This is a genomic window from Prescottella subtropica (assembly GCF_005434945.1).
GTDB classification, from domain to species: Bacteria; Actinomycetota; Actinomycetes; order Mycobacteriales; family Mycobacteriaceae; genus Prescottella; species Prescottella subtropica.
The window spans coordinates 1-21,120 of the sequence record NZ_SKCH01000024.1 but is presented as its reverse complement, the minus strand read 5'-3'; the positions used below and the strand labels follow the sequence as shown (position 1 = coordinate 21,120).

The window sequence follows — 21,120 nt, the reverse complement described above, 5'->3', positions numbered from 1 at the left end:
GTGCTCCTCACCGTCGACGTCCGGAACACCGACATCGTTCTCGGACTCTTCACCGGCGCAGGCTCCCATGCGAAGCTGGTGCGGGACTGGCGCATGCGGACCGACGCGCGGATGACCGCCGACGAACTGGCGCTCACCTTCCGGGGACTGCTCGGCGCCCACGTCGAGCAGATCACCGGTGTCGCCGCGCTGTCGACGGTGCCGTCGGTGCTGCGGGAGATCCGCGTGATGCTCGGCCGCTACTGGGACCATGTCCCGCACGTCGTCGTGGAACCCGGAGTGCGTACCGGGGTGCCGCTGCTCGTGGACAACCCCAAGGAAGTGGGCGCCGACCGGATCGTCAACAGCCTTGCCGCGCACCACTTCTACGAAGGCCCATGCATCGTCGTCGACTTCGGGACGTCGACGTGCGTCGACGTCGTGTCGGCGAAGGGCGAGTTCCTCGGCGGCGCCATCGCGCCCGGACTCGAAATCTCCACCGACGCGCTGGCATCGCAGTCCGCGGCCCTGCGCATGGTGGAACTGGTCCGGCCGCGATCGGTGATCGGCAAGAACACCGTCGAATGCATGCAGGCCGGTGCCGTCTTCGGATTCGCCGGCCTCGTCGACGGCCTCGTGAACCGAGTTCGCCGGGAACTCACCGCATTCGGCGGATCCGACGTGTCCGTGATCGCGACCGGCGAGAGCGCACCACTGATCATGCCGGAATGCGAGACCGTCGAACACCACGAACCGGACCTGACACTCGAAGGCCTGCGGTTGGTGTACGAACGCAACCTCGCCCGGCGCGGCGCCAGGCGCACGGAGATCTGAAGACTCGAAGCGCGACCGGCAAGCGCCGATTCGGGGAAGTCGGGATGCTCGTCGTGAGCGACGTCGCGTTCGGAGCGGCGAAGGAACTGGCCTGCGGCGTGACCGCAGCCGACCTGCCGGAGGCGTCGAAGCATGCCCTACGGATCGTCGGCGTGGACCCGGACCGGCACGAGACCTGGCCGGTGCACGCATCCGGGTGCGACGGTAGCGGCGATTCCTGCGGGTAGGGACGCGTCGTCGCAGTCGAACGAGATTCGTTCGGGTACTTCCGCGGCCGGTCTCGGTGTGGCACACTGTTCGACGTGTTCCGTTGCATGAGTGCCCAGGAGTGTTGTCGAGGCTGACCGCTGCCTCGATCAATTTTCACTTTCCTGGAGTTTCGACTCATGCTTTCTGCTTTTTCTGTCGACGCATCTGCGTCCACTTCCGCCGCGCTGCGGCCGGCGGATCTGCTGCGTATCACCGACCAGGGTGCGTCGGATGTTCTCGACGGCCGCTACGACCACTTGCTGCCGTCAGCGTTCCCGGTGCGGGAACTGTGGTCGGTGCGGCTGCGCAGCGATGATGCCGTCGATGTCTGGCTGGTCAGTCGCCCCCGCGGTCGTCGTATCGAATTGCACGGCCGCGCAAGCACTTCCAGTGCCCTGACGGTGCTCGGCGGCAGCCTTTCCGAATACCGTTGGGTGGACGGGGAACTGCGCCACCGCACTCTCGAATCCGGTGATCAGGCCGCGTTCCCTGCCGGCTGGGTGCACGACGTCGTCCGCACGCCCGGAACCGTCGCCGAGCCCGCGCTGAGCGTGCACGCGTATTCGCGGCCGCTCACCACCGTGTCCTACTACGAGGTCACCGATTCCGGGTCGCTGCGACGCACCCGCACCGAGCTGACCGACCTGCCCGAAGGAGACCTCGCATGACCACCGCTACGTTCGCTGCCAGTGTCGACCGGCTGACCGTGTTCGAGGTCGGGGAGACGGTGCGCCGCGGCGCGATCTTCGTGGACATCCGCCCGCAGTCCGTGCGGGTGCTCGAGGGCACGCTGCCCGGTGCCCTCGCGATCGAGTCGGACGTCCTCGAGCAGCGTGTCGATCCGGCCGGTGCCGGGCGTCTCGCGCTCGCCGTCGACCACGATGTCGAATGGGTGATCGTGAGCTCCGACGGGGCGGCGTCCGATGCTGCGGTCGCGTCGTTGCGGCGGATCGGACTGCACCGGACGAGCGGACTGGCCGGCGGCTACCGGGCACTGAAGGCGGCCGGTCTGCTCGGTGTCCTGATCGGCCAGCGGCACTGCGTCCGTGAACTGGCCGCAGTCGCCGCGCACTGAACCCCCGATTCCGTGGCCGAATGTCACATCGGTTCAGTCCGACTGAACGCATGTGACATTCGGCCGAAGAGGAGTGGTTCACGCCACCGGGAACACATCGTCCGGCTACGGCCCTATAGTCTTGGTCCCCGTGAGTGAAGCACCAGTTCAGCCTGTCGACGACACCCCCGAGCAGCTCCGGATCCGCCGCGAGAAGCGGGAGCGTCTGCTGGACGAGGGCCGGGAACCGTACCCGGTGTCGGTCCCGCGCACTCATTCCCTCGCGGAGATCCGCGCGCAGTACCCCGAGCTCGAGCCCGACACCGCCACCGGCACCGTCGTGGGTGTGGCCGGACGTGTCATTTTCGTCCGCAACACCGGCAAGTTGTGCTTCGCGACGCTGCAGGAGGGTGACGGCACCCAGTTGCAGGCGATGCTGAGCCTCGCGAATGTAGGCGAGGATGCGCTCGCGGCGTGGAAGTCCGACGTCGACCTCGGTGACTTCGTGTTCGTGCACGGTGAGGTGATCAGCTCGCGGCGCGGTGAGTTGTCGGTGATGGCCGACGAGTGGCAGATGGCGGCCAAGTCGCTGCGTCCGCTGCCCGTCGCGCACAAGGAGATGAGCGAGGAGTCCCGCGTCCGGCAGCGGTACGCCGACCTCATCGTGCGTCCCGAGGCCCGGGACAATGCCCGTAAGCGTGTCGCCGTCGTGCGCGAGCTGCGCAACGCACTCGAGCGCCGCGGCTTCCTCGAGGTCGAGACGCCGATGCTGCAGACCCTGCACGGTGGCGCGGCCGCGCGCCCGTTCGTGACGCATTCGAACGCCCTCGACATCGACCTGTACCTGCGGATCGCGCCGGAGCTGTTCCTCAAGCGTTGCGTCGTCGGCGGTATCGAGAAGGTCTTCGAGATCAATCGCAACTTCCGCAACGAGGGTGTCGACTCGACGCACTCGCCGGAATTCGCGATGCTCGAGACGTACGAGGCGTACGGCACGTACGACGATTCGGCGACGATGATCCGCGAACTCGTCCAGGAGGTCGCGCAGAACGCGTTCGGCACCCAGGTCGTCACTCTCGCCGACGGCACCGAGTACGACCTGAGCGGCGAGTGGAAGACGATGGAGATGTATCCGTCGCTGTCCGAGGCCATCGGTGTCCCGGTGACCCCGGACACGTCGGTCGAGGAGCTGCTGGCGCTCGCCGCGAAGGTGGGCCTCGAGGTTCCGAAGGACAAGGGTTACGGCCACGGCAAGCTCGTCGAGGAGCTGTGGGAGCACCAGTGCGGCGATCAGCTGTTCGCGCCGACGTTCGTGCGGAACTTCCCGGTCGAGACGTCGCCGCTGACACGTCAGCACCGTGATCTGCCGGGTGTGACGGAGAAGTGGGACCTCTACATTCGCGGATTCGAACTCGCGACCGGCTATTCCGAACTGGTCGACCCGATCATCCAGCGGGAAAGGTTCGTCGATCAGGCGCGCCTGGCGTCGGCCGGCGACGACGAGGCGATGGTTCTCGACGAGGAGTTCCTCGCCGCGATGGAGCAGGGGATGCCGCCGACAACGGGTACCGGTATGGGAATCGACCGTCTGCTGATGGCGCTCACCGGATTGGGAATCCGTGAAACGATCCTGTTCCCAATTGTCCGTCCGTCGGCGCGCTGACCGGGGATTTCATTCACCGAATATTGCCGAGTCATCATTGTCGATGATTCGGGGGTAGTATCGCTTTCGAGTTAGCGTCTGGAACCAATCGGTCCAGGTAGCGGCGCGTCATTCGGAAGGGAATTGACCCATGGCAAAGAAGGTCACTGTCACACTCATCGACGACGTCGATCAGGACGCCACCGCCGATGAAACTGTCGAGTTCGGCCTGGACGGTGTCCTGTACGAGATCGATCTGTCGTCGGATAATGCGGCCAAGCTGCGTGAGCAACTCGATCTGTGGGTTTCCCATGCGCGGAAGGCGACCAACCGCCGGCGTGGCGGCAAGGTGACGTCGACGGGTTCGACGTCGTCCGCCCGCGGCACGGTGGATCGCGAGCAGAGCTCGGCGATTCGTGAATGGGCACGTCGGAACGGGTACACGGTGTCGTCGCGGGGACGTATCTCCGCGGAGGTCACCGAGGCGTACAACAGCGCGCACTGATCGGGGCCACACCGAGACACGACCGGATTGACGATATACGGACCCTCGTAAAGTCGAGCTGCTAGTGTCCGCGGTGTGCAGCTGAGGCGATTCATCGCAGGCGTGTCCGTATCGATATTGTCGTTGCTTTGCGTGACCGTGCCGGCATCGGCACAGGAGGCGCACCCGGTGTCCTACAACTTTCTTGCGGGAATCCCGCTGGAATTGGGCAATCCGGGTGGGTCTGCGCCGGGTGCCGACGACTGGTCCTGCCGGCCGTCGCGGGAACATCCGAATCCTGTCGTCCTCGTGCACGGGACCGGCGGAAACCGTCAGGATAATTGGGCGACATACGCTCCGCTTCTCGCGAACGAGGGATATTGCGTCTTCGCGCTCACCTACGGGGCATTCGACGACCTGCCGTGGCCGATTTCCGCGATCGGGGGAATGAAACCCATCGAGGACAGTGCCGAGCAACTGCGTGATTTCGTCGACCGTGTTCTGCAGGAGACGGGCGCGCGGAAGGTCGATCTCGTCGGGCATTCGCAGGGCACGATCGTGCCGGCGTACTACGTGCAGCGACTCGGCGGCGCCGACAAGGTCGACAGGTACGTGTCGCTGGCACCACTGTGGAACGGGACGAACGTGGCCGGAGCGGCCGGTCTGGTCGATGCGGTCCGCGGATTCGGGGCCGGTTCGCTCGTCGACGACGGACTCGCGGCGCTGTGCGCGGCCTGCCCTCAGATGGTGACGGGATCGGATTTCCTGACCGACCTGCGCGCCGGCGGTCTCCACGCGCCGCAGATCACCTACACCAACATCATGACCCGCTACGACGAACTGGTCGTGCCGTTCACCAGCGGGTACGTCGAGGCCCCCGACACGACCAACGTCGTCGTGCAGGACGACTGCGCCACCAACTACGGTGAGCACGCGGCCATCGCGGCGGAACCGGTGGCCGCGGCGTATGTCCTCAATGCGCTGGACCCGGAGCATCCGCGACCGGTGCCGTGCCAGTTCGTCGCACCCATCACGGGCGGCTGACGCCCCGCCGGCCGAGAGAAGGAGTGGTGCGTGCGCGTAGCGGCAGCGGTACTCGTCGCGCTGCAGGTACTCGTCCGCGGACGGGTCGCGTTCACCGGTGACTTCTACTGGGACGATCTGATCCTGATCAGCCGGGCCGGGCACTACCCGGCGCTGTCGGGGGAGTTCCTGCTCTACGACCACGACGGGCATTTCATGCCCGCGGCGTTCCTCGTCGCCTGGCTGTCGACGGCGGTGGCACCGCTGGACTGGCTGGTGCCGGCGCTGACGCTGCTCGGGTTGCAGGTCCTCGCGTCGCTCGCGGTGCTGCGGGTCCTGCGTCTGCTGCTCGGGGACCGGCCGCTGCTGCTGGTGCCGCTGGCGTTCTACCTGTTCGCGCCGCTGACCCTGCCGTCGTTCGCGTGGTGGGCGGCGGGACTGAACTCGCTGCCCATGCAGATCGGCCTGGCGTGGGTGGCGGGCGACGCGATCCGGCTGTGCCGCACCGGGCGCATCCGGTACGCGGTGTCCGGCACGGTGGTCGCGGCGGTGTCGCTGACTTTTTTCGAGAAGTCGGTGCTGGTGCCGATCGTGGCGTTCGCGGTCGTCGCACTGATGTTCCGGGTGGACGGGATCGCTCGCCCGGTCCGGGCGGCGTGGGCGCGGGGGCGGGCGCTGTGGATTCCGCTGGCGGCGGTCCTCACGGTGTGGGCGGGCACGTACCTGTTCTTCACGCAGTCCCGGCTGGTGCTGCCGTCCGCGGCGCAGACTGCGGGCCTCGTACACCACGGCACGTCGCTGGGGCTGGTGCCGACGATGGTGGGCGGGCCGTGGTCGTGGGACCGCTGGCCCCCGAGCCCGCCGTGGGCGACGCCGCCGCTCGTGCTGGTCGTGCTCGGGTGGGTCGTGGTCGCCGCGGCGACCACCTGGTCGGTCCGGTACCGGCAGCGGACGGTCGGGGTGTGGCTGGCGATGCTCGGCTACGTCGCGGCGTCCGAGGCCGCGATGGTGCTGACCCGGTCCGGGCCCGACACCGCGTACGAACTGGCGCAGACGCTCCGGTACGTCGCCGACAGTGCCGTCGTCATCGTGATCGGCTGGGCGCTGATCGTGCGTGCACCCGCCCGCCCCGGGATACGTCCACTGCCGAGTCCGCGTCCGGTGCTCGTCGCGGCCGGGGTCGCGGCGTTCGTCGCGAGCAGCCTGTGGTCGACAGTCGCGTTCGTCGAACGGTGGCGCGACAATCCGACGGTCGACTATCTCGCGAACGGCCGGGCGGCACTGGCCGCGGACCGGGACACCCCGATCCTCGACCAGGCGGTGTCGCTCTACGTGTTGTTGCCGGTTGCGTACCCGCACAACACGACGAGCCGCATCTTCGGACCGCTGCGGGACCGTCCCGAGTTCGCGCGGTCCACGGGCCGGCTGCAACTGTTCGACGACACCGGGCACCTGGTGCCCGCGGTGGTCACCCCGACCCGCCGGATCGGTCAGGGACCGGTGCCCGGATGCGGCTACCGGAGCGAGGCCGATCCGGTCGACCTGCCGCTCGACGGTCCGCTGCTCGACTGGGAGTGGACGGCGGCCCTGAACTATTTCGCGAGCGTCGACGGCGTCGTCGAGGTGTCGTTGAACGGGGGCGGCGACACCGTGTCGGTGCCGGTCCGGGCGGGCCTGAACCAGGTGTTCGTGCGGCTGATCGGCTCGGGTGACGCGGTGCGGGTGCGGGCGGTGACGCCGGGCCTGGCCGTGTGTGTCGGTGCCGGTCCCGTCGGATCCGTCGTTCCCGCAACCGAGGAGGTCCCGTGACGGCACCCGCCGCGGTATCCGGCCACATCCGGGCACTGACGGGGCTGCGCGCGGTCGCGGCACTGCTCGTCGTCGGCGCGCACGCCGCGTTCTGGACGGGCCGCTACACGAACGACCTGGCCGGGACGGCGCTGTCCCGGCTCGAGATCGGGGTGCCGGTCTTCTTCGCCCTGTCCGGGTTCCTGCTGTTCCGGCCGTGGCTGGCGGCCGCGGCGGGCGGGCAGGCGTTGCCGTCGACGCGGACGTATCTGTGGCATCGGGCCCGGCGGATCCTGCCGGCGTACTGGATCGTCGTCGCCGCGACGTACGTGATCTACCTGTTCCGGGACGACGCGGGGGAGACGGGCCGCGGCTGGCCCGGGTTCTGGCGGAACATGACGCTCACCCAGATCTACGGTCCCGGGCATCTGCACGACGGGCTCACCCAGACGTGGAGTCTCGCGGTGGAGGTCACGTTCTATCTGCTGTTACCGGTGATCGGGTGGGTGCTCGTGGTGGGGGTGTGCCGGCGGCGGTGGCATCCGGTCCGGCTCGCGGCCGCACTGTCGGTGCTGGTGGCGGTCACGCCGCTGTGGACGCTGATCACGCACCACACCGACATCACGTTCACGGCCCGGCTGTGGCTGCCGGGATTCGTGGCCTGGTTCGCGGGTGGCATGCTGTTGGCGTTGGCGTCCGTGACGATCCGGCACTGCAATCCGTATGTCGCGGGTCTGCTGGCGCTGTACTTCCTGCTGCTCGCGTGCACCCCGCTGGCCGGGGAGGCGACGATCGTGCCGTTGGACGCCACCGATGCGGTCGTCAAGTCGATGCTGTTCCTGCTGTTCGCGGTGTCGCTGATGGCGCCGCTGGTGATCGGGGACCGGCCGGGCCCGTTCGGGCGGCTGTGCGCGTCGACGCCGATGGTGTGGCTCGGGGAGATCTCGTACGAGCTGTTCCTGGTGCATCTGGTGGTGATGGCGTTCGTCCTCGACATGCTCGGTTACCGCACGTTCCAGGGGTCGACGGTCGGCGTCTTCGTGGTCACGACGGTGTTCTCGATTCCGGTCGCGTGGGCGCTGCACCGGACACTGCTGCGGGTCGTGCCCGACGGGCCGCGCGCCGGGATGTTCGCCCTAGGCGTACAGCGACCGGGAAACGTTTCGACGACCTGCGGCGTTGATGAATTCGTGCAGGTCGGCTCCGCTCGTTCACCGGGTGGAGAAGCGGCGGTCGGGAAGGGCGCCCACTAGAGTGTGAAGTGGGGTCGTGGAACTTTCGGTTCCGGAGGCCGTCAGCCTGTTGTGCCGGAGCGAGACGCAGCGGAAGGGCAGGAGATCGCGGGACGCGATGCTCTGCCCGGACCGTTGGAAAATGTGAGGGAGAGCGATGTTCGAGAGGTTCACCGATCGCGCGCGGCGCGTCGTCGTCCTGGCTCAGGAAGAAGCCAGGATGCTCAACCACAACTACATCGGCACGGAACACATCCTGCTCGGCCTCATCCACGAGGGTGAGGGTGTGGCGGCGAAGTCGCTGGAGTCGTTGGGTATCTCCCTCGAAGGTGTCCGCAGCCAGGTCGAGGAGATCATCGGCCAGGGGCAGCAGGCCCCGTCCGGTCACATTCCCTTCACTCCCCGTGCCAAGAAGGTCCTCGAGCTCAGCCTGCGTGAGGCGCTGCAGCTCGGACACAACTACATCGGCACCGAGCACATCCTGCTCGGCCTGATCCGTGAGGGCGAGGGCGTCGCCGCCCAGGTCCTGGTCAAGCTGGGTGCCGATCTCAACCGGGTGCGTCAGCAGGTGATCCAGCTGCTGTCGGGTTACCAGGGCAAGGAGCCGGCGGAGGCCGGTGCGAGCCGCAGCGAGGCGGGTACCCCGTCGACGTCGCTGGTCCTCGACCAGTTCGGCCGCAACCTCACCCAGGCTGCCCTGGAAGGCAAGCTGGACCCGGTCATCGGCCGCTCGAAGGAGATCGAGCGGGTCATGCAGGTGCTGTCCCGCCGCACCAAGAACAACCCGGTCCTCATCGGTGAGCCGGGTGTCGGCAAGACCGCCGTCGTCGAGGGTCTCGCGCAGGCCATCGTCAACGGCGAGGTGCCCGAGACCCTCAAGGACAAGCAGCTCTACACCCTCGACCTGGGTTCGCTGGTCGCCGGTAGCCGCTACCGCGGTGATTTCGAGGAGCGCCTGAAGAAGGTCCTCAAGGAGATCAACACCCGCGGCGACATCATCCTGTTCATCGACGAGCTGCATACGCTCGTCGGTGCCGGTGCCGCCGAGGGCGCGATCGACGCGGCCTCGATCCTCAAGCCGAAGCTGGCCCGCGGCGAGCTGCAGACCATCGGCGCCACCACCCTCGACGAGTACCGCAAGTACATCGAGAAGGACGCCGCCCTCGAGCGCCGGTTCCAGCCGGTGCAGGTCGGTGAGCCGACCGTCGAGCACACCATCGAGATCCTCAAGGGTCTGCGCGACCGCTACGAGGCGCACCACCGTGTCTCGATCACCGACGGCGCGCTGGTCGCGGCGGCCACCCTCGCGGACCGCTACATCAACGACCGCTTCCTGCCGGACAAGGCGATCGACCTCATCGACGAGGCCGGCGCCCGAATGCGCATCCGTCGGATGACCGCACCGCCGGACCTGCGCGAGTTCGACGACAAGATCGCCGACGCGCGCCGCGAGAAGGAGTCCGCGATCGACGCGCAGGACTTCGAGAAGGCCGCGAACCTGCGCGACAAGGAGAAGACCCTCGTCGCGCAGCGGGCCGAGCGGGAGAAGCAGTGGCGCTCCGGCGACCTGGACGTCATCGCCGAGGTCGACGACGAGCAGATCGCCGAGGTGCTGGGCAACTGGACCGGCATCCCGGTCTTCAAGCTCACCGAGGAAGAGACCACGCGTCTGCTCCGTATGGAGGAGGAGCTGCACAAGCGGATCATCGGCCAGGAGGACGCCGTCAAGGCGGTTTCCAAGGCGATCCGTCGTACCCGCGCCGGTCTGAAGGACCCGAAGCGTCCGTCGGGCTCGTTCATCTTCGCCGGCCCGTCCGGTGTCGGTAAGACCGAGCTGTCGAAGGCGCTCGCGAACTTCCTGTTCGGTGAGGACGACGCGCTCATCCAGATCGACATGGGCGAGTTCCACGACCGGTTCACCGCGTCGCGGCTGTTCGGGGCGCCTCCCGGCTACGTCGGTTACGAGGAGGGCGGCCAGCTCACCGAGAAGGTGCGTCGCAAGCCGTTCTCCGTCGTCCTGTTCGACGAGATCGAGAAGGCCCACCAGGAGATCTACAACACGCTCCTGCAGGTCCTCGAGGACGGCCGTCTCACCGACGGTCAGGGTCGTACGGTCGACTTCAAGAACACCGTGCTGATCTTCACGTCGAACCTGGGTACCGCGGACATCTCGAAGGCCGTGGGTCTGGGCTTCACGCAGGGGTCGGGCAGCGAGTCGAACTACGAGCGCATGAAGCTCAAGGTCCACGACGAGCTCAAGAAGCATTTCCGTCCCGAGTTCCTCAACCGTATCGACGACATCATCGTCTTCCACCAGCTGTCCCAGAACGAGATCATCCAGATGGTGGACCTGATGATCGGCCGTGTCGCGACGCAGCTGAAGAACAAGGACATGGGCATCGAGCTGTCCGAGCAGGGCAAGTCCCTGCTCGCCAAGCGCGGCTTCGATCCGGTGCTCGGTGCGCGGCCGCTGCGTCGCACCATCCAGCGTGAGATCGAGGACCAGCTGTCGGAGAAGATCCTCTTCAACGAGCTGACCCCGGGCCAGATCGTCCACGTGGACGTCGAGGGCTGGGACGGCGAGGGTGCCGGCGAGGACGCGAAGTTCACGTTCCGCGGTGAGGACAAGCCGGTGACCGTGCCGGACGAGGTCCCGATCGACCTGGCGAAGTCGGGAGCAGCCGACTCCGAGTAGGGTCCATGGGCATCGACGACGCCTCGCACACAGCAGTGTGCGGGGCGTCGTCGTGCGTCAGCCGGACACGACGGGCCGATCTATCCCGTTGCGACCGTGAGGTGTGCGGCGCGCCGCGTCCGGTCGGGCCCGAACAGTGCCGCCTCCTGCCGGGCCCAGCGATCCCAGTGCGGCCGGAACATGTCGCCGTCGCGCAGTAGGGCACGTCGCATCCGCTCGCCGGCCGAGGCGTCGACGAACACCCGGACCGTGTAGTACCTGCGGGCGGGACCGCAGGTCGATCCGGCGCCCTCGACGATCAGGTAGCGGTGGCGGCGGACCGCGTGCCACTCCGTGTAGGCGCGGCGATGCCAGTCGTAGCGCCGGTACCGCGGAATCCGGCCGTGCGCGGCGGGGGCGAGAACCCATCGGGTGAGAAGTGGCGCCGACGCGGCCAGCCCGTCCCAGCCGGGGTACAGGTCGTCCATCCGGACGATCGGCGCGTCGTCGAGTGCCGCGGAGACCCGGTCGGCCAGGGTCGATTTTCCGCCCCCGGAGGGGCCGTCGATACCGATCAGGATCGGTCCGCGGCCGCGGCGGCTGAGACGGCGTCGATGTGCGGTGCGTGCGAGCGCGACGATCCGGGCGGCACTCTCGGCGAGTGTCGGGAGAGTCCGATCGGTGTCGGCGGTCATGATCGGTACGACTATGCCAGTCGCCGGGTGTGCGCCGGGCATCCGGTGGACCGGACCCCGGCCGACGGTGTTTCCGCGTACGGTCGGAGTCGGAACCGTCCACTACTGCCAGGAGGATGACGTCATGCCGACACGGACCGCACGCACCGCGTGGACCGGGACGCTCGAACAGGGTTCGGGCCAGGTCGAGTTCACCAGTTCCGGGGTGGGAACGTACGAGGTGTCGTTCCCGAAGCGCGCGGCCGACGACGCGGGCGGCACCACCAGCCCGGAAGAGATGATCGCGGCCGCGCACTCGTCGTGCTTCGCGATGCAGTTGTCGGCGCTCATCGCCGAGGCCGGCGGCACCCCGCAGAGCCTCGAGGTGCGCGCGGACGTCTCGCTCGGCCCGGACGATCCGGGTTTCAAGCTGACGGGGATCGCGCTCACGGTGCGCGGTGAGGTCGACGGTCTGGATGCCGAGGGGTTCGCGCGGGTCGCGCAGGCGGCGAAGGAGTCGTGCCCGGTGAGCAAGGCGCTGACCGGCGTCGCGATCACCCTCGACGCCGCACTCGACTAGCATTCGACGGGCGCACAGCTCTGACTCTCGACGACGCCGTCCTCCGGAAGAAGGACGGCGTCTCGTCGTTTCGGCGGATCGGTCCGCCGGCTCCTCCTCCGGTCGGATGCCGCCTCCTGCGTTCGACGGATGCCGACTTGTCGGTGCCGGTGCGTACGGTGCATCCGTATCGGGTTCTCGCCGCGGGGTCGGCGGGGACATTCGTCGAGGGAGGGGACGGTTCTCACGATCCGCGCACAGAAGCCCGAGGGGGGCGTGCTGGAACAGTACGATGTGGCGCTCTGGATTCCGTGGTCGGTGGCCGCGGTCCTGTTGGGAGCGGTGGTGGCTCTCGCGGTGCTCGCGCGTATGCGCGGCGGCGTCCGCGACGAGATGATCCGGGCCGAGGAGCGGGCCCGGATCGCGCGCGACATGCACGACACGCTGGCGGCGGGTCTGAGCCGAATCTCGTTGTTCGCGAGCGCATTGCAGGTCAATGCCGACGATTCTCCGGAGAAGGTGGCGAACTCGGCGGCGCAGATCCGGGCGGCCGCCCACGATGCGCTCGACGAGCTGAAGAGCATTGTGGGTGTCCTGCGCGGAACCGCGGAGGCACGGGAGCGGGTGGGGCACCAGGGGATCGACGCGGTGCCGGAGTTGGCGCAGTCCGCCCGCGCCGCCGGGTTGCACTGCACCCTCTCGACGGATCTCGCGCCGGGTGATGTCGGGACGTTGGCCGGGCACGTCTGTTTCCGGGTGGTTCAGGAGGCACTCACCAACGCCCAGAAGTATGCGCACGATCAGGTGGTCGAGGTCGTGGTCCGCGGCGCCCCGGAGTGCGGCATCCGCATCGATGTGCGCAATGCGATCAGTGCCGAGCCCAGTCGGTTCGACGGGGGTTCCCGGATGGGCCTGCAGGGGCTCGGGGAACAGGCACGGGAAGTGGGGGGCGCACTCGAGGCAGGCTTGGTGGGCGACGAATTCGTGGTGAGTTGCTGGGTGCCGTGGTCGGGCTGACCCGGTGAACCTGTCGGTGCCGGAACATATCCTGTTCGGACCATGACAGATTCCGGTGTGATTCCCGTATTGATCGTCGACGACGATCCGTTCGTCCGCCGCGGCCTGGCCGACATCTTCCGTCCCGTCCCCGACATCGTCGTCGCCGGTGATGCGACCGACGGCGACGAGGTGCTGCCGGCGGTCGAGCGGTGCCGTCCCCGCGTGGTGCTGATGGATCTGAAGATGCAGCGGGTCGGTGGGCTCGAGGCGACCCAGACGTTGATGCGCCTGCCGAATCCGCCGCGGGTGGTGACCATGACGTCGATGGACGTCGACGATCTGGTCGTCCGTTCGGTCGCGGCCGGTGCGCACAGTTTCCTGAGCAAGGACGCGTCCCCGGGCACGTTCCATCAGTCGGTGCGCGCGGTTGCGGCCGGAAACGCCCTGTTCAGCCGGGAGTCGTTGCGCCGCATCATTGCCGCGGTGTCCACGCCGCGACGGTCGGGCCCGGATCTGGGGTGTCTGACCGAGCGGGAGCGGGACGTTCTGACGGTGCTCGCCGGGGGCGAATCCAATGCGGAGATCGGTAGGCAGCTGTATCTGAGCGAGACCACCGTGAAGTCGCACGTGTCGGCGATCTTCGGGAAGCTGGGGGCGCGTAACCGGGTGGAGGCGGCACTGCTGGCGTTCCGGGCGGGTCTGGTGACGTGACACCCCGGCCGTCACTATAGGCCGCACCGTGGTACATATGGTGATGCAGATCACATTTCGGTCCGGTGGTGGGTGCTGCCGTCGGACGGGCAGAAGGGACGACGCATGGGGAGTCTGAAGATCCACCCACAGGAACGGGTCGCCGAGTACACGGCCCGGGGGTCGTGGACCCGGGACACCGTCCAGGGTCTGTTCGCCGACCGGGTCCGGGAACGCGGCCCCCACCTCGCGGTGGTCGACCCGGTCGACAAGGCGGCGTTCGTGGACGTGTCGGCGACCCGCCTGACCTGGATGGAACTGGGCTCCGAGGTGGACCGGGTGGCGGTCGCGCTGTTCGATGCCGGGGTGCGTGCGGGGGACGTCGTCGCGGTCCGACTGCCCAACACCGTCGAACAGATCGTCGTGTTCTTCGCCGCGTGGCGGATCGGCGCGATCGTCGCACCGTTGCCGATCGGGGCGGACGATCCGCTGGTTCTCGACGCCTGCAACGAGGCGTGCGCGGGTGCGTTCGTCACGGCGGCCCGGATCGGGGACGAGCGCGCCGCGGACCGGGTATCGGCGCTGCGCCCCGGGATCCCGACCCTGCGCACGATCCTCGCGTTCGGTGACGGTCTGCCGGACGGGGTCGTCCGACTCGACGGCGCCGGCGCGGATCCGGCCACGACGAGCGCGGTCGACGCGGACAGGGTCGCTGCGTACGCGGCCGCACGCACCGTCGACCCGGACGACTGTGTGGCGATCTGCTGGACGGCGGGAACCGTCGGGCCGCCGAAGGGGGTGCCGCACGCGCACTACGAATCCCTCGCGCTCGCCAGGTCCGTCGTCGTCGATGCGTCCCTGACAGCCGATGACGTGATGCTCAACCCGGTGGCGTCGTCGACGGCGACGGGGGTCACCGGCACGCTGCTTCCGTGGCTGGTCGCGGGATGTGTTCTCGTGCAACACGAGCCGTCGGATCCGGATGCGCTCGCATTCCGGATCGCCGACGAGAAGGTCACCTACACGGTGGCCCGGCCGTCGATGCTCACGGCGCTCGAGGCACGGCGATCGGAGCTGGCGACGCTCACCCGGATCGGGGTGGGCGCGGGGCCTCTGGAGCCGGCGACCGCCCGCCGGTGGCAGGAGCAGTACGGTATCGAACTGGTCGGCCACTTCGGCACGGTCGAGGGCGTCGTGCTGCGGTCGGATCCGGGCGCGCCGCTGGGGACGCAGACGGTGCTGTACTCGAGGACCGGGTACGCCGACGGCACCGCGCTGAAGCTGGTCGGGCTCGACGGGACCGGTGAGATCGACATCCCGGGTGTTCCCGGCGAACTGCACGTGAAGGGGCCGACGGTGTTCGTGGGCTACCTGAATCCGGCGCGGGACGGCGATCCGTTCGATTCTGCGGGCTTCTTCGCGACGGGGGAGGTGTTCACGATCGACGGTCCGGAGGACGAATACCTGCGGTATGTCGGGCGTCTCCGCGGTCGTCGCGACTGAACATCACGGGCCGCCGGAACAATCGGGTGCCACCGCGTGTTCGAATGCGTTGTGCCGAACGAGAACGATGCTGCCCTGTCCGGAACCGACCTGCCCGTCGTCACGATCGAGGTGTGGTCCGATATCGCCTGCCCGTGGTGCTACATCGGCAAACGCCGATTCTCGGCCGCGCTGGACGCGTTCGCCCGGCGTGATCGAATCGAGGTGGTGTGGCGGTCGTACCAGCTGGCACCCGACACCCCGGTCGGCGCGCGACGCGGTGAGCTCGAGGCCCTCGTCGAGCACAAGGGCATGCCGGCCGAGCAGGTGCGAGCCATGTTCGCGCACGTCGCGGCCACCGCGGCCGGGGACGGTCTCACGATGGACTTCGACACGGTGATCGCGGCCAACACGTTCGACGCCCACCGACTCCTGCACCTGGCGGGGGAGCGGCGGGATGTGCTGCTCGAGGCACTGTTCCGGGCCCACTTCACGGAGGGTCGGGTGATCGACGACCGCGCGGTGCTGGTGGAGATCGCGGTTGCGGCCGGCCTGGACGCAGTCGTCGTGGCGGCCGCTCTCGACGGGGACACCGCCGCCGACCTGGTGCGGGCCGATCTCGACGCGGCCCGTCGGCTGGGGGTGTCGGGTGTGCCGTTCTTCGTCGCGGACCGGCGGATCGCGGTGTCGGGTGCGCAGTCGGTCGAGGTGTTCGCCGAACTGTTGCGCCGGGCACTCGGGGACGTCGACGGGACTGCCGCGAACGGTGGCGCCCCCGGCACGACGGCCGGGGGCGCCACCGTCGACGGGTGTGCGATCTAGCGGTTCACCGGCCGGTGCGCGCGTTCGGTGAGGAGCGCGAACATCAGTCCCAGCGCGAGCCACAGGGTGGCCTGCGTGGCGAGCGACGAGACGCGGAACTCCCACAGCAGGGTGGCAGGGAAGTCGTCGCCGACCTCGTTGATCGTCGGCAACGCGAGGTAACCGATCGCGACGATCGCGAGGAACGCGGCGACCCGCCCGATCACCCGGACGGACACCAGGCCCTGGCCGAGCAGTCTCCGTCCGACGTACACGGCAGCCGCGACGGCGACCAGCCCGAGGGCCACGGTGGCGAGCCACAGCAGGGTCCGTTCGTCGATCGTGTCCGGATCGCCGACGGCGGGCGGGTTCGCCGGATATTTGAAGAACGGGACGGCTTCGACTGCGAGCCAACCGCTTCCGGCGACCGAGGCTGCGAGCAGCGGTCCGGGTAGGGTGGTGAACCGCCGCGCGTAGTGGACGACGACGGCGACGATCGCCCCGAGGGCCAGTCCGGCGAATCCGGTTGCGAGGAACAGCCCGAACCGCTGCCCGGTGCGGCTGACGAGGGCGTCGTCGCCGTGCGAGTGTGCCTCCGACTCTGCAGTGGGTGCGGAGGCAGTGGGTGCGGAGTCGGCGTCGTGTCCGTGCGGCGCGACGTCGGCGGCCCCGGCTGCCTCTTCGATTTCGATCGCGGCCTGTACGTGCGGTTCCCCGAGCGTGAACGCGACGGCGCCTGCCAGGAGTCCGGCGATCAGGCCGGCAAGCAGGCCGCGGAACAGGAGGGTCTTGAACGTGTCGGTGGTGACGGTCAGTGGCACGGCACGCCCAGCAGGTGCCGACCGTCGTGCATCAGTTCGTGCATGTACATGCCGCTGCGGGAGATAGCGCCCTGATCGAATCCGACCAGGTAGAGGGCGAGCATCGCGAGCAGCACCACGGCTGCGGCGACGAGGGCGACCGCGGCCGAGTGGGCCGACGTGTCGGGGGAATAGGTGAGTGCCATCGGTGCCTCCTGGGATTTCGCGTCCCGTCCAGGTTGTCGCGATGGCCGGGGTGTCTGGCTCTCGAAGTGATCCCTCGAACACAGTGGCGCGACCGCTCCGGAATGATGCACCGGATTACCGTCGACCATCGCTCTGTCGAGCGAACTCTGGCATCCCGTCGGGCGCGGTGTCAATCGGCCGATCGACACCGCGCCCGAAAAGTCGGAAATTATCGATTTCCTCCGAACGTCGTGGGACAGATCAGGATTCGGACTTCGCCGGCACGTCGAGCACGACCTCGAACTCGAGCAGGGACGCGCCGGTCGCGACCGGCTTGCCGCGCTGGCCGGCGTGCGCGGCGCGGGCATCACCGTCACGCCAGGCCGCGAACGCCTCCTCGGACTCCCACTGCGTCACCACGAAGTAGCGGTTCTCGCCCTGGACCGGGCGCAGCAACTGGAATCCGAGGAAACCGGGGGAGTTCTCCACCGCGCCCGCACGGGCGGCGAACCGCTTCTCCAGTTCGGGGCCCGCACCCTCGGGGATCTCGATTGCGTTGATCTTCACGACTGCCATGGGCGCGACGGTACTCCGGCACGGTCGGCGGTGGGCTACCGTCGGTGCCGTGTTGCACGACGAGGGTGGGACCGGACGGCCGATACTGCTGCTGCACGGATTGATGGGTAGTGCGCGGACGTGGGCGCGGCACGTGTCGTGGCTGCGCGGGCACGGGCACGTCTACACGTTCGACGCGGCCGGGCACGGACGTCCGATCGACGGGGCGCCGACGACGGAGTTGTTCGTCGAGGATCTGGCGTCGGCGCTGGGTGGTATCGACGAGCCGCTCACGGTGATCGGGCATTCGATGGGCGCCCTGCACGCGTGGTGTTTCGCGGCCGCGTATCCGGAGCGGGTCCGTGCGCTGGTGCTCGAGGACATGGCGCCCGACTTCCGAGGACGCACCGCGAAGGACTGGGCGACAATGGTTTCCGGGTGGCCGCAGCCGTTCCCGACGGAGGCGTCGGTGCTCGACTACTTCGGCGAGGTCGCCGGCCGGTACTTCCTCGATTCGTTCGAGCGGCGCCCCGACGGCTGGTATCTGCACGGGGATGTCGCGACGTTCCGGGACATCTCCGAGGAGTGGGGGACCCGCGACTTCTGGGTGCAGTGGGACGCCGTCCGCGCCCCGGCGCTGCTCATCGAGGGCGAGTTCACGATCACCCCGGAGGGGCAGATGCGCCGGATGCTCGACGGCCACGACGCCCGCTACGTATGGGTGGAGCGGGCCGGGCACCTCGTCCACGACGATCAGCCGCAGCGGTACCGCGAGGCCGTCGAGGGGTTCCTCCGCTCCCTGCCCTGACCCCTCCCGTAGCCCGCGTTTTGCGCACTTGTCGCGGTCCGCGTGCCGGGAAATCGAGCGACAAGTGCGCAAAACGCAGGTCAGGAGCCTTCGCCGGCGAGGGCGAACAGTCCGTCGTCGGTCTGTTCGACGAGTCCGTCGACGAGCAGGGAATGCAGTGCCCGGTCGCGTTGCCCCGGATCGCGCAGCCACACCAGGTCCAGTTCGGCGCGTTCGACGGGTCGGGTGCTCGCGCGCAGCACGTCCATCAGTTTGCCGCGCACCTGACGGTCGGTGCCGGCGAACTTCTGCACCTTGCGAGGCTCTCCAGTGGTGGCGGGCCGGCCGGCCGCGATCCACGCGCAGCGCGGCAGCGGGCACGCGTCGCAGTCCGGGGTGCGGGCCGTGCACACTGTTGCGCCGAGTTCCATCAGGGCCGCGGAGAACCGGGCGGCACGGTCGCGGGTGCGGGGCAGCAGTGCGTCGACGTCGGCCATGTCGCGTCTGGCAGACGGGTTGCCCTGGTCGGCGCGGCCGTGCACGACGCGGGCGACGACGCGTCGAACGTTGGTGTCCACCACGGGGACTCGCTGACCGTATGCGAAGCAGGCGACGGCACGGGCGGTGTAGTCGCCGATGCCGGGCAGGCCCAGCAGGACGTCGACGTCGGCGGGGACGACGTCGCCGTGTTCGGCGGCCAGCACGCCCGCGCACTCGTGCAGGCGCAGCGCCCGCCGCGGGTAGCCGAGTTTGCCCCACGCGCGTAGCACGTCCGCCTGGCTCGACGCCGCCATCGCCGACGGCACCGGCCAGCGCTGCACCCACTCCTCCCAGATCGGGGCGACCCGGACGACGGGCGTCTGCTGCAGCATGATCTCGCTCATGAGGATGTGCCAGGCACTCACGTTCTCGCGGCGCCACGGCAGGTCCCGGGCCTGCTCGTCGTACCACCGCAGCAGAGCGGCGGTATCGACCGGTTGATCTGACGGCACTGAAACTTCCATCCTTACTCCGTGTCCCACAGGGTCGTTCGATCAGGGGGGGCGATTCAGGTCCCGCCGATCCGGTGGACCCGCCCGGGTGCAAAATGAGGTCATGCCCAATTCGAATCCGATTTCTGCATGGAACGCCCTCAAAGAGGGTAACGAGCGCTTTCTCAACGACGCCCCGATCCACCCGAACCAGGGGATCGAGGACCGTGCGAAGCTGGTCGACGGTCAGCATCCGACGGCCGTGATCTTCGGGTGCGGTGACTCTCGCGTCGCCGCCGAACTCATCTTCGACCAGGGGCTCGGCGACTCGTTCGTCGTCCGCACCGCCGGTCACGTCGTCGACTCCACGACCCTCGGCTCCATCGAGTTCGGCGTGGAATTGCTGAACACGCCGCTGATCGTCGTGCTCGGCCACGACAGCTGCGGCGCGGTCAAGGCGACCCTCGACGCCCTCGACAACGTCAACATCCCGGGTGGTTTCATCCGGGACATCGTCGAGCGGGTGACCCCGTCGATCCTCAAGGCCCGCCAGGACGGTGTGACCGAGGTCGACGAGTTCGTCGGCCGGCACGTCATGGAGACCGCGGAACTGCTGATGCAGCGGTCGCGGATCATCGCCGACGCGGTCGAGGCCGGGAAGTGCGCCATCGTCGGTGTCACCTACAAGCTGGCCGACGGCGGCATCAAGCTGCGCGGCGTCATCGGCGACATCGGCGAAACCGTCGCCTGACACCCGTCCGTCCGGTGCGCCGCCGCGGATGTCCGGGGCGGCGCACCCGGCGACACGCCGACACCGCTGAAGCGAAGTCGGCCGCAGGGAATTACGGTTGAGTCGTGCTTGAACCGAACGGACCTCTGCCCCGGGAGATCTACTGGCGCCGCCGCATCCTCGCGGCAGGCGTGATCGTGGTGGTGATCGCGCTGGTGGTGTGGATCATCTCCGCGGTCGCGGGCGGGGATTCCGGTGACTCTCCGGAGTCGGCGGCCGCCGGCCGGTCGTCGGAGCCCACCGAGACGAGCGCGCCGCCCACGTCGACCGGTGACGCGTCGGGAACCTCGGCCGCGACCGGCACCTCCGGGGCGGCGACGTCGACGACGGCCGCGGCGGCGGAACCGTGCGCCGACCAGTCCCTCGCGATCAAGGCGACACCTGACCGGCCGCAGTACCGGATCGGTGACGAGCCGAGTTTCACGATCGCGATCACCAACATCGGGACCGCCGCGTGCGAACGCGATCTGGGTTCGGGCCTGCAGCGGGCGCTGGTGTACAGCCTCGACGGCAGCAAGCGGCTGTGGTCGAACGTCGACTGCTACCCGGACGCCGATCCCGCGGTGCAGGTCCTCGAGCCCGGTGGACAGGCCCGTTTCACCGTCAAGTGGTCGGGCAAGACGTCCGACGCCGGGTGCACCACCACCCGTAACCAGGTTCCGCCGGGCGCCTACACGCTCGTCGCGCAGATCGGTGAGCTCCGCAGCGCGCCGGAACCGTTCAACTTCGCCTGACGGTTCGCCGCTAGTGGTCGTCGGCGTTAGTTCGTCGGGGGTCAGGCGGCCTCCCCGAGTTCCGGAGCAGGCGCGTCCGGTTCGTGGCGCCGGAGCCGCGCCAAGTAGTCGTTGAGATCCGCGCGGGTGTACC

Annotated in this window: 22 protein-coding genes and 1 pseudogene; 18 read left to right on the top strand and 5 right to left on the bottom strand. The window is 68.6% G+C overall.

Going from position 1 to position 21,120, the window contains the following annotated elements; translation table 11 throughout:
• The 10 genes from E0497_RS17095 to E0497_RS17050 all read left to right on the top strand — a co-directional run bounded on the left by E0497_RS17095 (position 1) and on the right by E0497_RS17050 (position 10,980).
• On the top strand, positions 1-813 hold the full coding sequence (locus E0497_RS17095; RefSeq protein ID WP_137725998.1) for a type III pantothenate kinase: 813 nt from the start codon (positions 1-3) through the stop codon (positions 811-813).
• A gap of 44 nt (positions 814-857) precedes the next feature.
• Positions 858-1,040: a hypothetical protein gene (locus E0497_RS17090; RefSeq protein WP_137725997.1), complete on the top strand. Its 183-nt coding sequence runs from the start codon at positions 858-860 to the stop codon at positions 1,038-1,040.
• A gap of 159 nt (positions 1,041-1,199) precedes the next feature.
• Positions 1,200-1,730, top strand: coding sequence for a cupin domain-containing protein (locus E0497_RS17085; protein WP_137725996.1), 531 nt, complete (start codon positions 1,200-1,202; stop codon positions 1,728-1,730).
• Complete coding sequence (locus E0497_RS17080) at positions 1,727-2,137, top strand: rhodanese-like domain-containing protein (protein ID WP_137725995.1); 411 nt, start codon at positions 1,727-1,729, stop codon at positions 2,135-2,137. The genes E0497_RS17085 and E0497_RS17080 overlap by 4 nt, the downstream gene beginning before the upstream one ends.
• 130 nt (positions 2,138-2,267) lie before the next feature.
• The gene (gene lysS, locus E0497_RS17075) at positions 2,268-3,779 is read left to right on the top strand and encodes a lysine--tRNA ligase (protein ID WP_137725994.1); all 1,512 of its coding nucleotides are present in this window, start codon (positions 2,268-2,270) and stop codon (positions 3,777-3,779) included.
• Positions 3,780-3,909: 130 nt separating this feature from the next.
• The gene (locus tag E0497_RS17070) at positions 3,910-4,263 is read left to right on the top strand and encodes a histone-like nucleoid-structuring protein Lsr2 (RefSeq protein ID WP_137725993.1); all 354 of its coding nucleotides are present in this window, start codon (positions 3,910-3,912) and stop codon (positions 4,261-4,263) included.
• Positions 4,264-4,344: 81 nt separating this feature from the next.
• A complete protein-coding gene (locus tag E0497_RS17065; protein ID WP_421958358.1) occupies positions 4,345-5,286 on the top strand; it encodes an esterase/lipase family protein in 942 nt (313 codons plus the stop codon).
• A 30-nt stretch (positions 5,287-5,316) separates the two neighbouring features.
• Positions 5,317-7,074 carry a hypothetical protein gene (locus E0497_RS17060; RefSeq protein WP_137725991.1) on the top strand — a complete coding sequence of 586 codons (1,758 nt, stop codon included), beginning with the start codon at positions 5,317-5,319 and terminating at the stop codon, positions 7,072-7,074.
• Positions 7,071-8,306 carry an acyltransferase family protein gene (locus tag E0497_RS17055; protein WP_137725990.1) on the top strand — a complete coding sequence of 412 codons (1,236 nt, stop codon included), beginning with the start codon at positions 7,071-7,073 and terminating at the stop codon, positions 8,304-8,306. The genes E0497_RS17060 and E0497_RS17055 overlap by 4 nt, the downstream gene beginning before the upstream one ends.
• A 136-nt stretch (positions 8,307-8,442) precedes the next feature.
• The gene (locus tag E0497_RS17050; protein WP_137725989.1) at positions 8,443-10,980 is read left to right on the top strand and encodes an ATP-dependent Clp protease ATP-binding subunit; all 2,538 of its coding nucleotides are present in this window, start codon (positions 8,443-8,445) and stop codon (positions 10,978-10,980) included.
• An 80-nt stretch (positions 10,981-11,060) separates the two neighbouring features.
• On the opposite strand, the gene E0497_RS17045 is transcribed toward E0497_RS17050, so the two are convergent.
• Entirely contained in the window at positions 11,061-11,654 is a 594-nt protein-coding gene (locus E0497_RS17045; RefSeq protein ID WP_241665939.1) for a nucleoside/nucleotide kinase family protein, read from the bottom strand.
• A gap of 124 nt (positions 11,655-11,778) precedes the next feature.
• Here E0497_RS17045 and E0497_RS17040 point away from each other — a divergent pair, with 124 nt between their 5' ends.
• From E0497_RS17040 to E0497_RS17020, 5 genes and pseudogenes are all read left to right on the top strand, one after another.
• Complete coding sequence (locus E0497_RS17040) at positions 11,779-12,213, top strand: OsmC family protein (RefSeq protein ID WP_137725987.1); 435 nt, start codon at positions 11,779-11,781, stop codon at positions 12,211-12,213.
• Between the two features lie 204 nt (positions 12,214-12,417).
• Positions 12,418-13,209 (top strand): annotated as a pseudogene (locus E0497_RS17035) (sensor histidine kinase); the annotation flags it as partial.
• A gap of 42 nt (positions 13,210-13,251) precedes the next feature.
• A complete protein-coding gene (locus E0497_RS17030; RefSeq protein ID WP_137725985.1) occupies positions 13,252-13,902 on the top strand; it encodes a response regulator in 651 nt (216 codons plus the stop codon).
• Positions 13,903-14,007: 105 nt separating this feature from the next.
• The gene (locus E0497_RS17025; RefSeq protein ID WP_137725984.1) at positions 14,008-15,384 is read left to right on the top strand and encodes an AMP-binding protein; all 1,377 of its coding nucleotides are present in this window, start codon (positions 14,008-14,010) and stop codon (positions 15,382-15,384) included.
• Between the two features lie 75 nt (positions 15,385-15,459).
• Positions 15,460-16,185 carry a DsbA family oxidoreductase gene (locus tag E0497_RS17020; protein WP_170313000.1) on the top strand — a complete coding sequence of 242 codons (726 nt, stop codon included), beginning with the start codon at positions 15,460-15,462 and terminating at the stop codon, positions 16,183-16,185.
• On the opposite strand, the gene E0497_RS17015 is transcribed toward E0497_RS17020, so the two are convergent.
• The 3 genes from E0497_RS17015 to mhuD all read right to left on the bottom strand — a co-directional run bounded on the left by E0497_RS17015 (position 16,182) and on the right by mhuD (position 17,726).
• Entirely contained in the window at positions 16,182-16,985 is an 804-nt protein-coding gene (locus tag E0497_RS17015) for a CbtA family protein (RefSeq protein ID WP_137725982.1), read from the bottom strand. The two genes, E0497_RS17020 and E0497_RS17015, sit on opposite strands and share 4 nt — an antisense overlap.
• Positions 16,976-17,170: a CbtB domain-containing protein gene (locus E0497_RS17010; RefSeq protein WP_137725981.1), complete on the bottom strand. Its 195-nt coding sequence runs from the start codon at positions 17,168-17,170 to the stop codon at positions 16,976-16,978. Before E0497_RS17010 ends, E0497_RS17015 begins: the two co-directional genes overlap by 10 nt.
• Before the next feature lie 241 nt (positions 17,171-17,411).
• Complete coding sequence (gene mhuD / locus E0497_RS17005) at positions 17,412-17,726, bottom strand: mycobilin-forming heme oxygenase MhuD (protein ID WP_137725980.1); 315 nt, start codon at positions 17,724-17,726, stop codon at positions 17,412-17,414.
• 49 nt (positions 17,727-17,775) lie between these two features.
• Here mhuD and E0497_RS17000 point away from each other — a divergent pair, with 49 nt between their 5' ends.
• The gene (locus E0497_RS17000; RefSeq protein ID WP_137725979.1) at positions 17,776-18,513 is read left to right on the top strand and encodes an alpha/beta fold hydrolase; all 738 of its coding nucleotides are present in this window, start codon (positions 17,776-17,778) and stop codon (positions 18,511-18,513) included.
• A gap of 80 nt (positions 18,514-18,593) precedes the next feature.
• On the opposite strand, the gene E0497_RS16995 is transcribed toward E0497_RS17000, so the two are convergent.
• Entirely contained in the window at positions 18,594-19,484 is an 891-nt protein-coding gene (locus E0497_RS16995) for an HhH-GPD family protein (RefSeq protein ID WP_421958356.1), read from the bottom strand.
• Between the two features lie 103 nt (positions 19,485-19,587).
• Between E0497_RS16995 and E0497_RS16990 the strand changes: the two genes are divergently transcribed.
• Both E0497_RS16990 and E0497_RS16985 read left to right on the top strand, forming a co-directional pair.
• Positions 19,588-20,214: a carbonic anhydrase gene (locus E0497_RS16990; protein WP_137725977.1), complete on the top strand. Its 627-nt coding sequence runs from the start codon at positions 19,588-19,590 to the stop codon at positions 20,212-20,214.
• A 104-nt stretch (positions 20,215-20,318) separates the two neighbouring features.
• Positions 20,319-20,987, top strand: a complete 669-nt coding sequence (locus E0497_RS16985; RefSeq protein ID WP_137725976.1) for a hypothetical protein — start codon at positions 20,319-20,321, stop codon at positions 20,985-20,987.
• Positions 20,988-21,120: the final 133 nt, after the last annotated feature.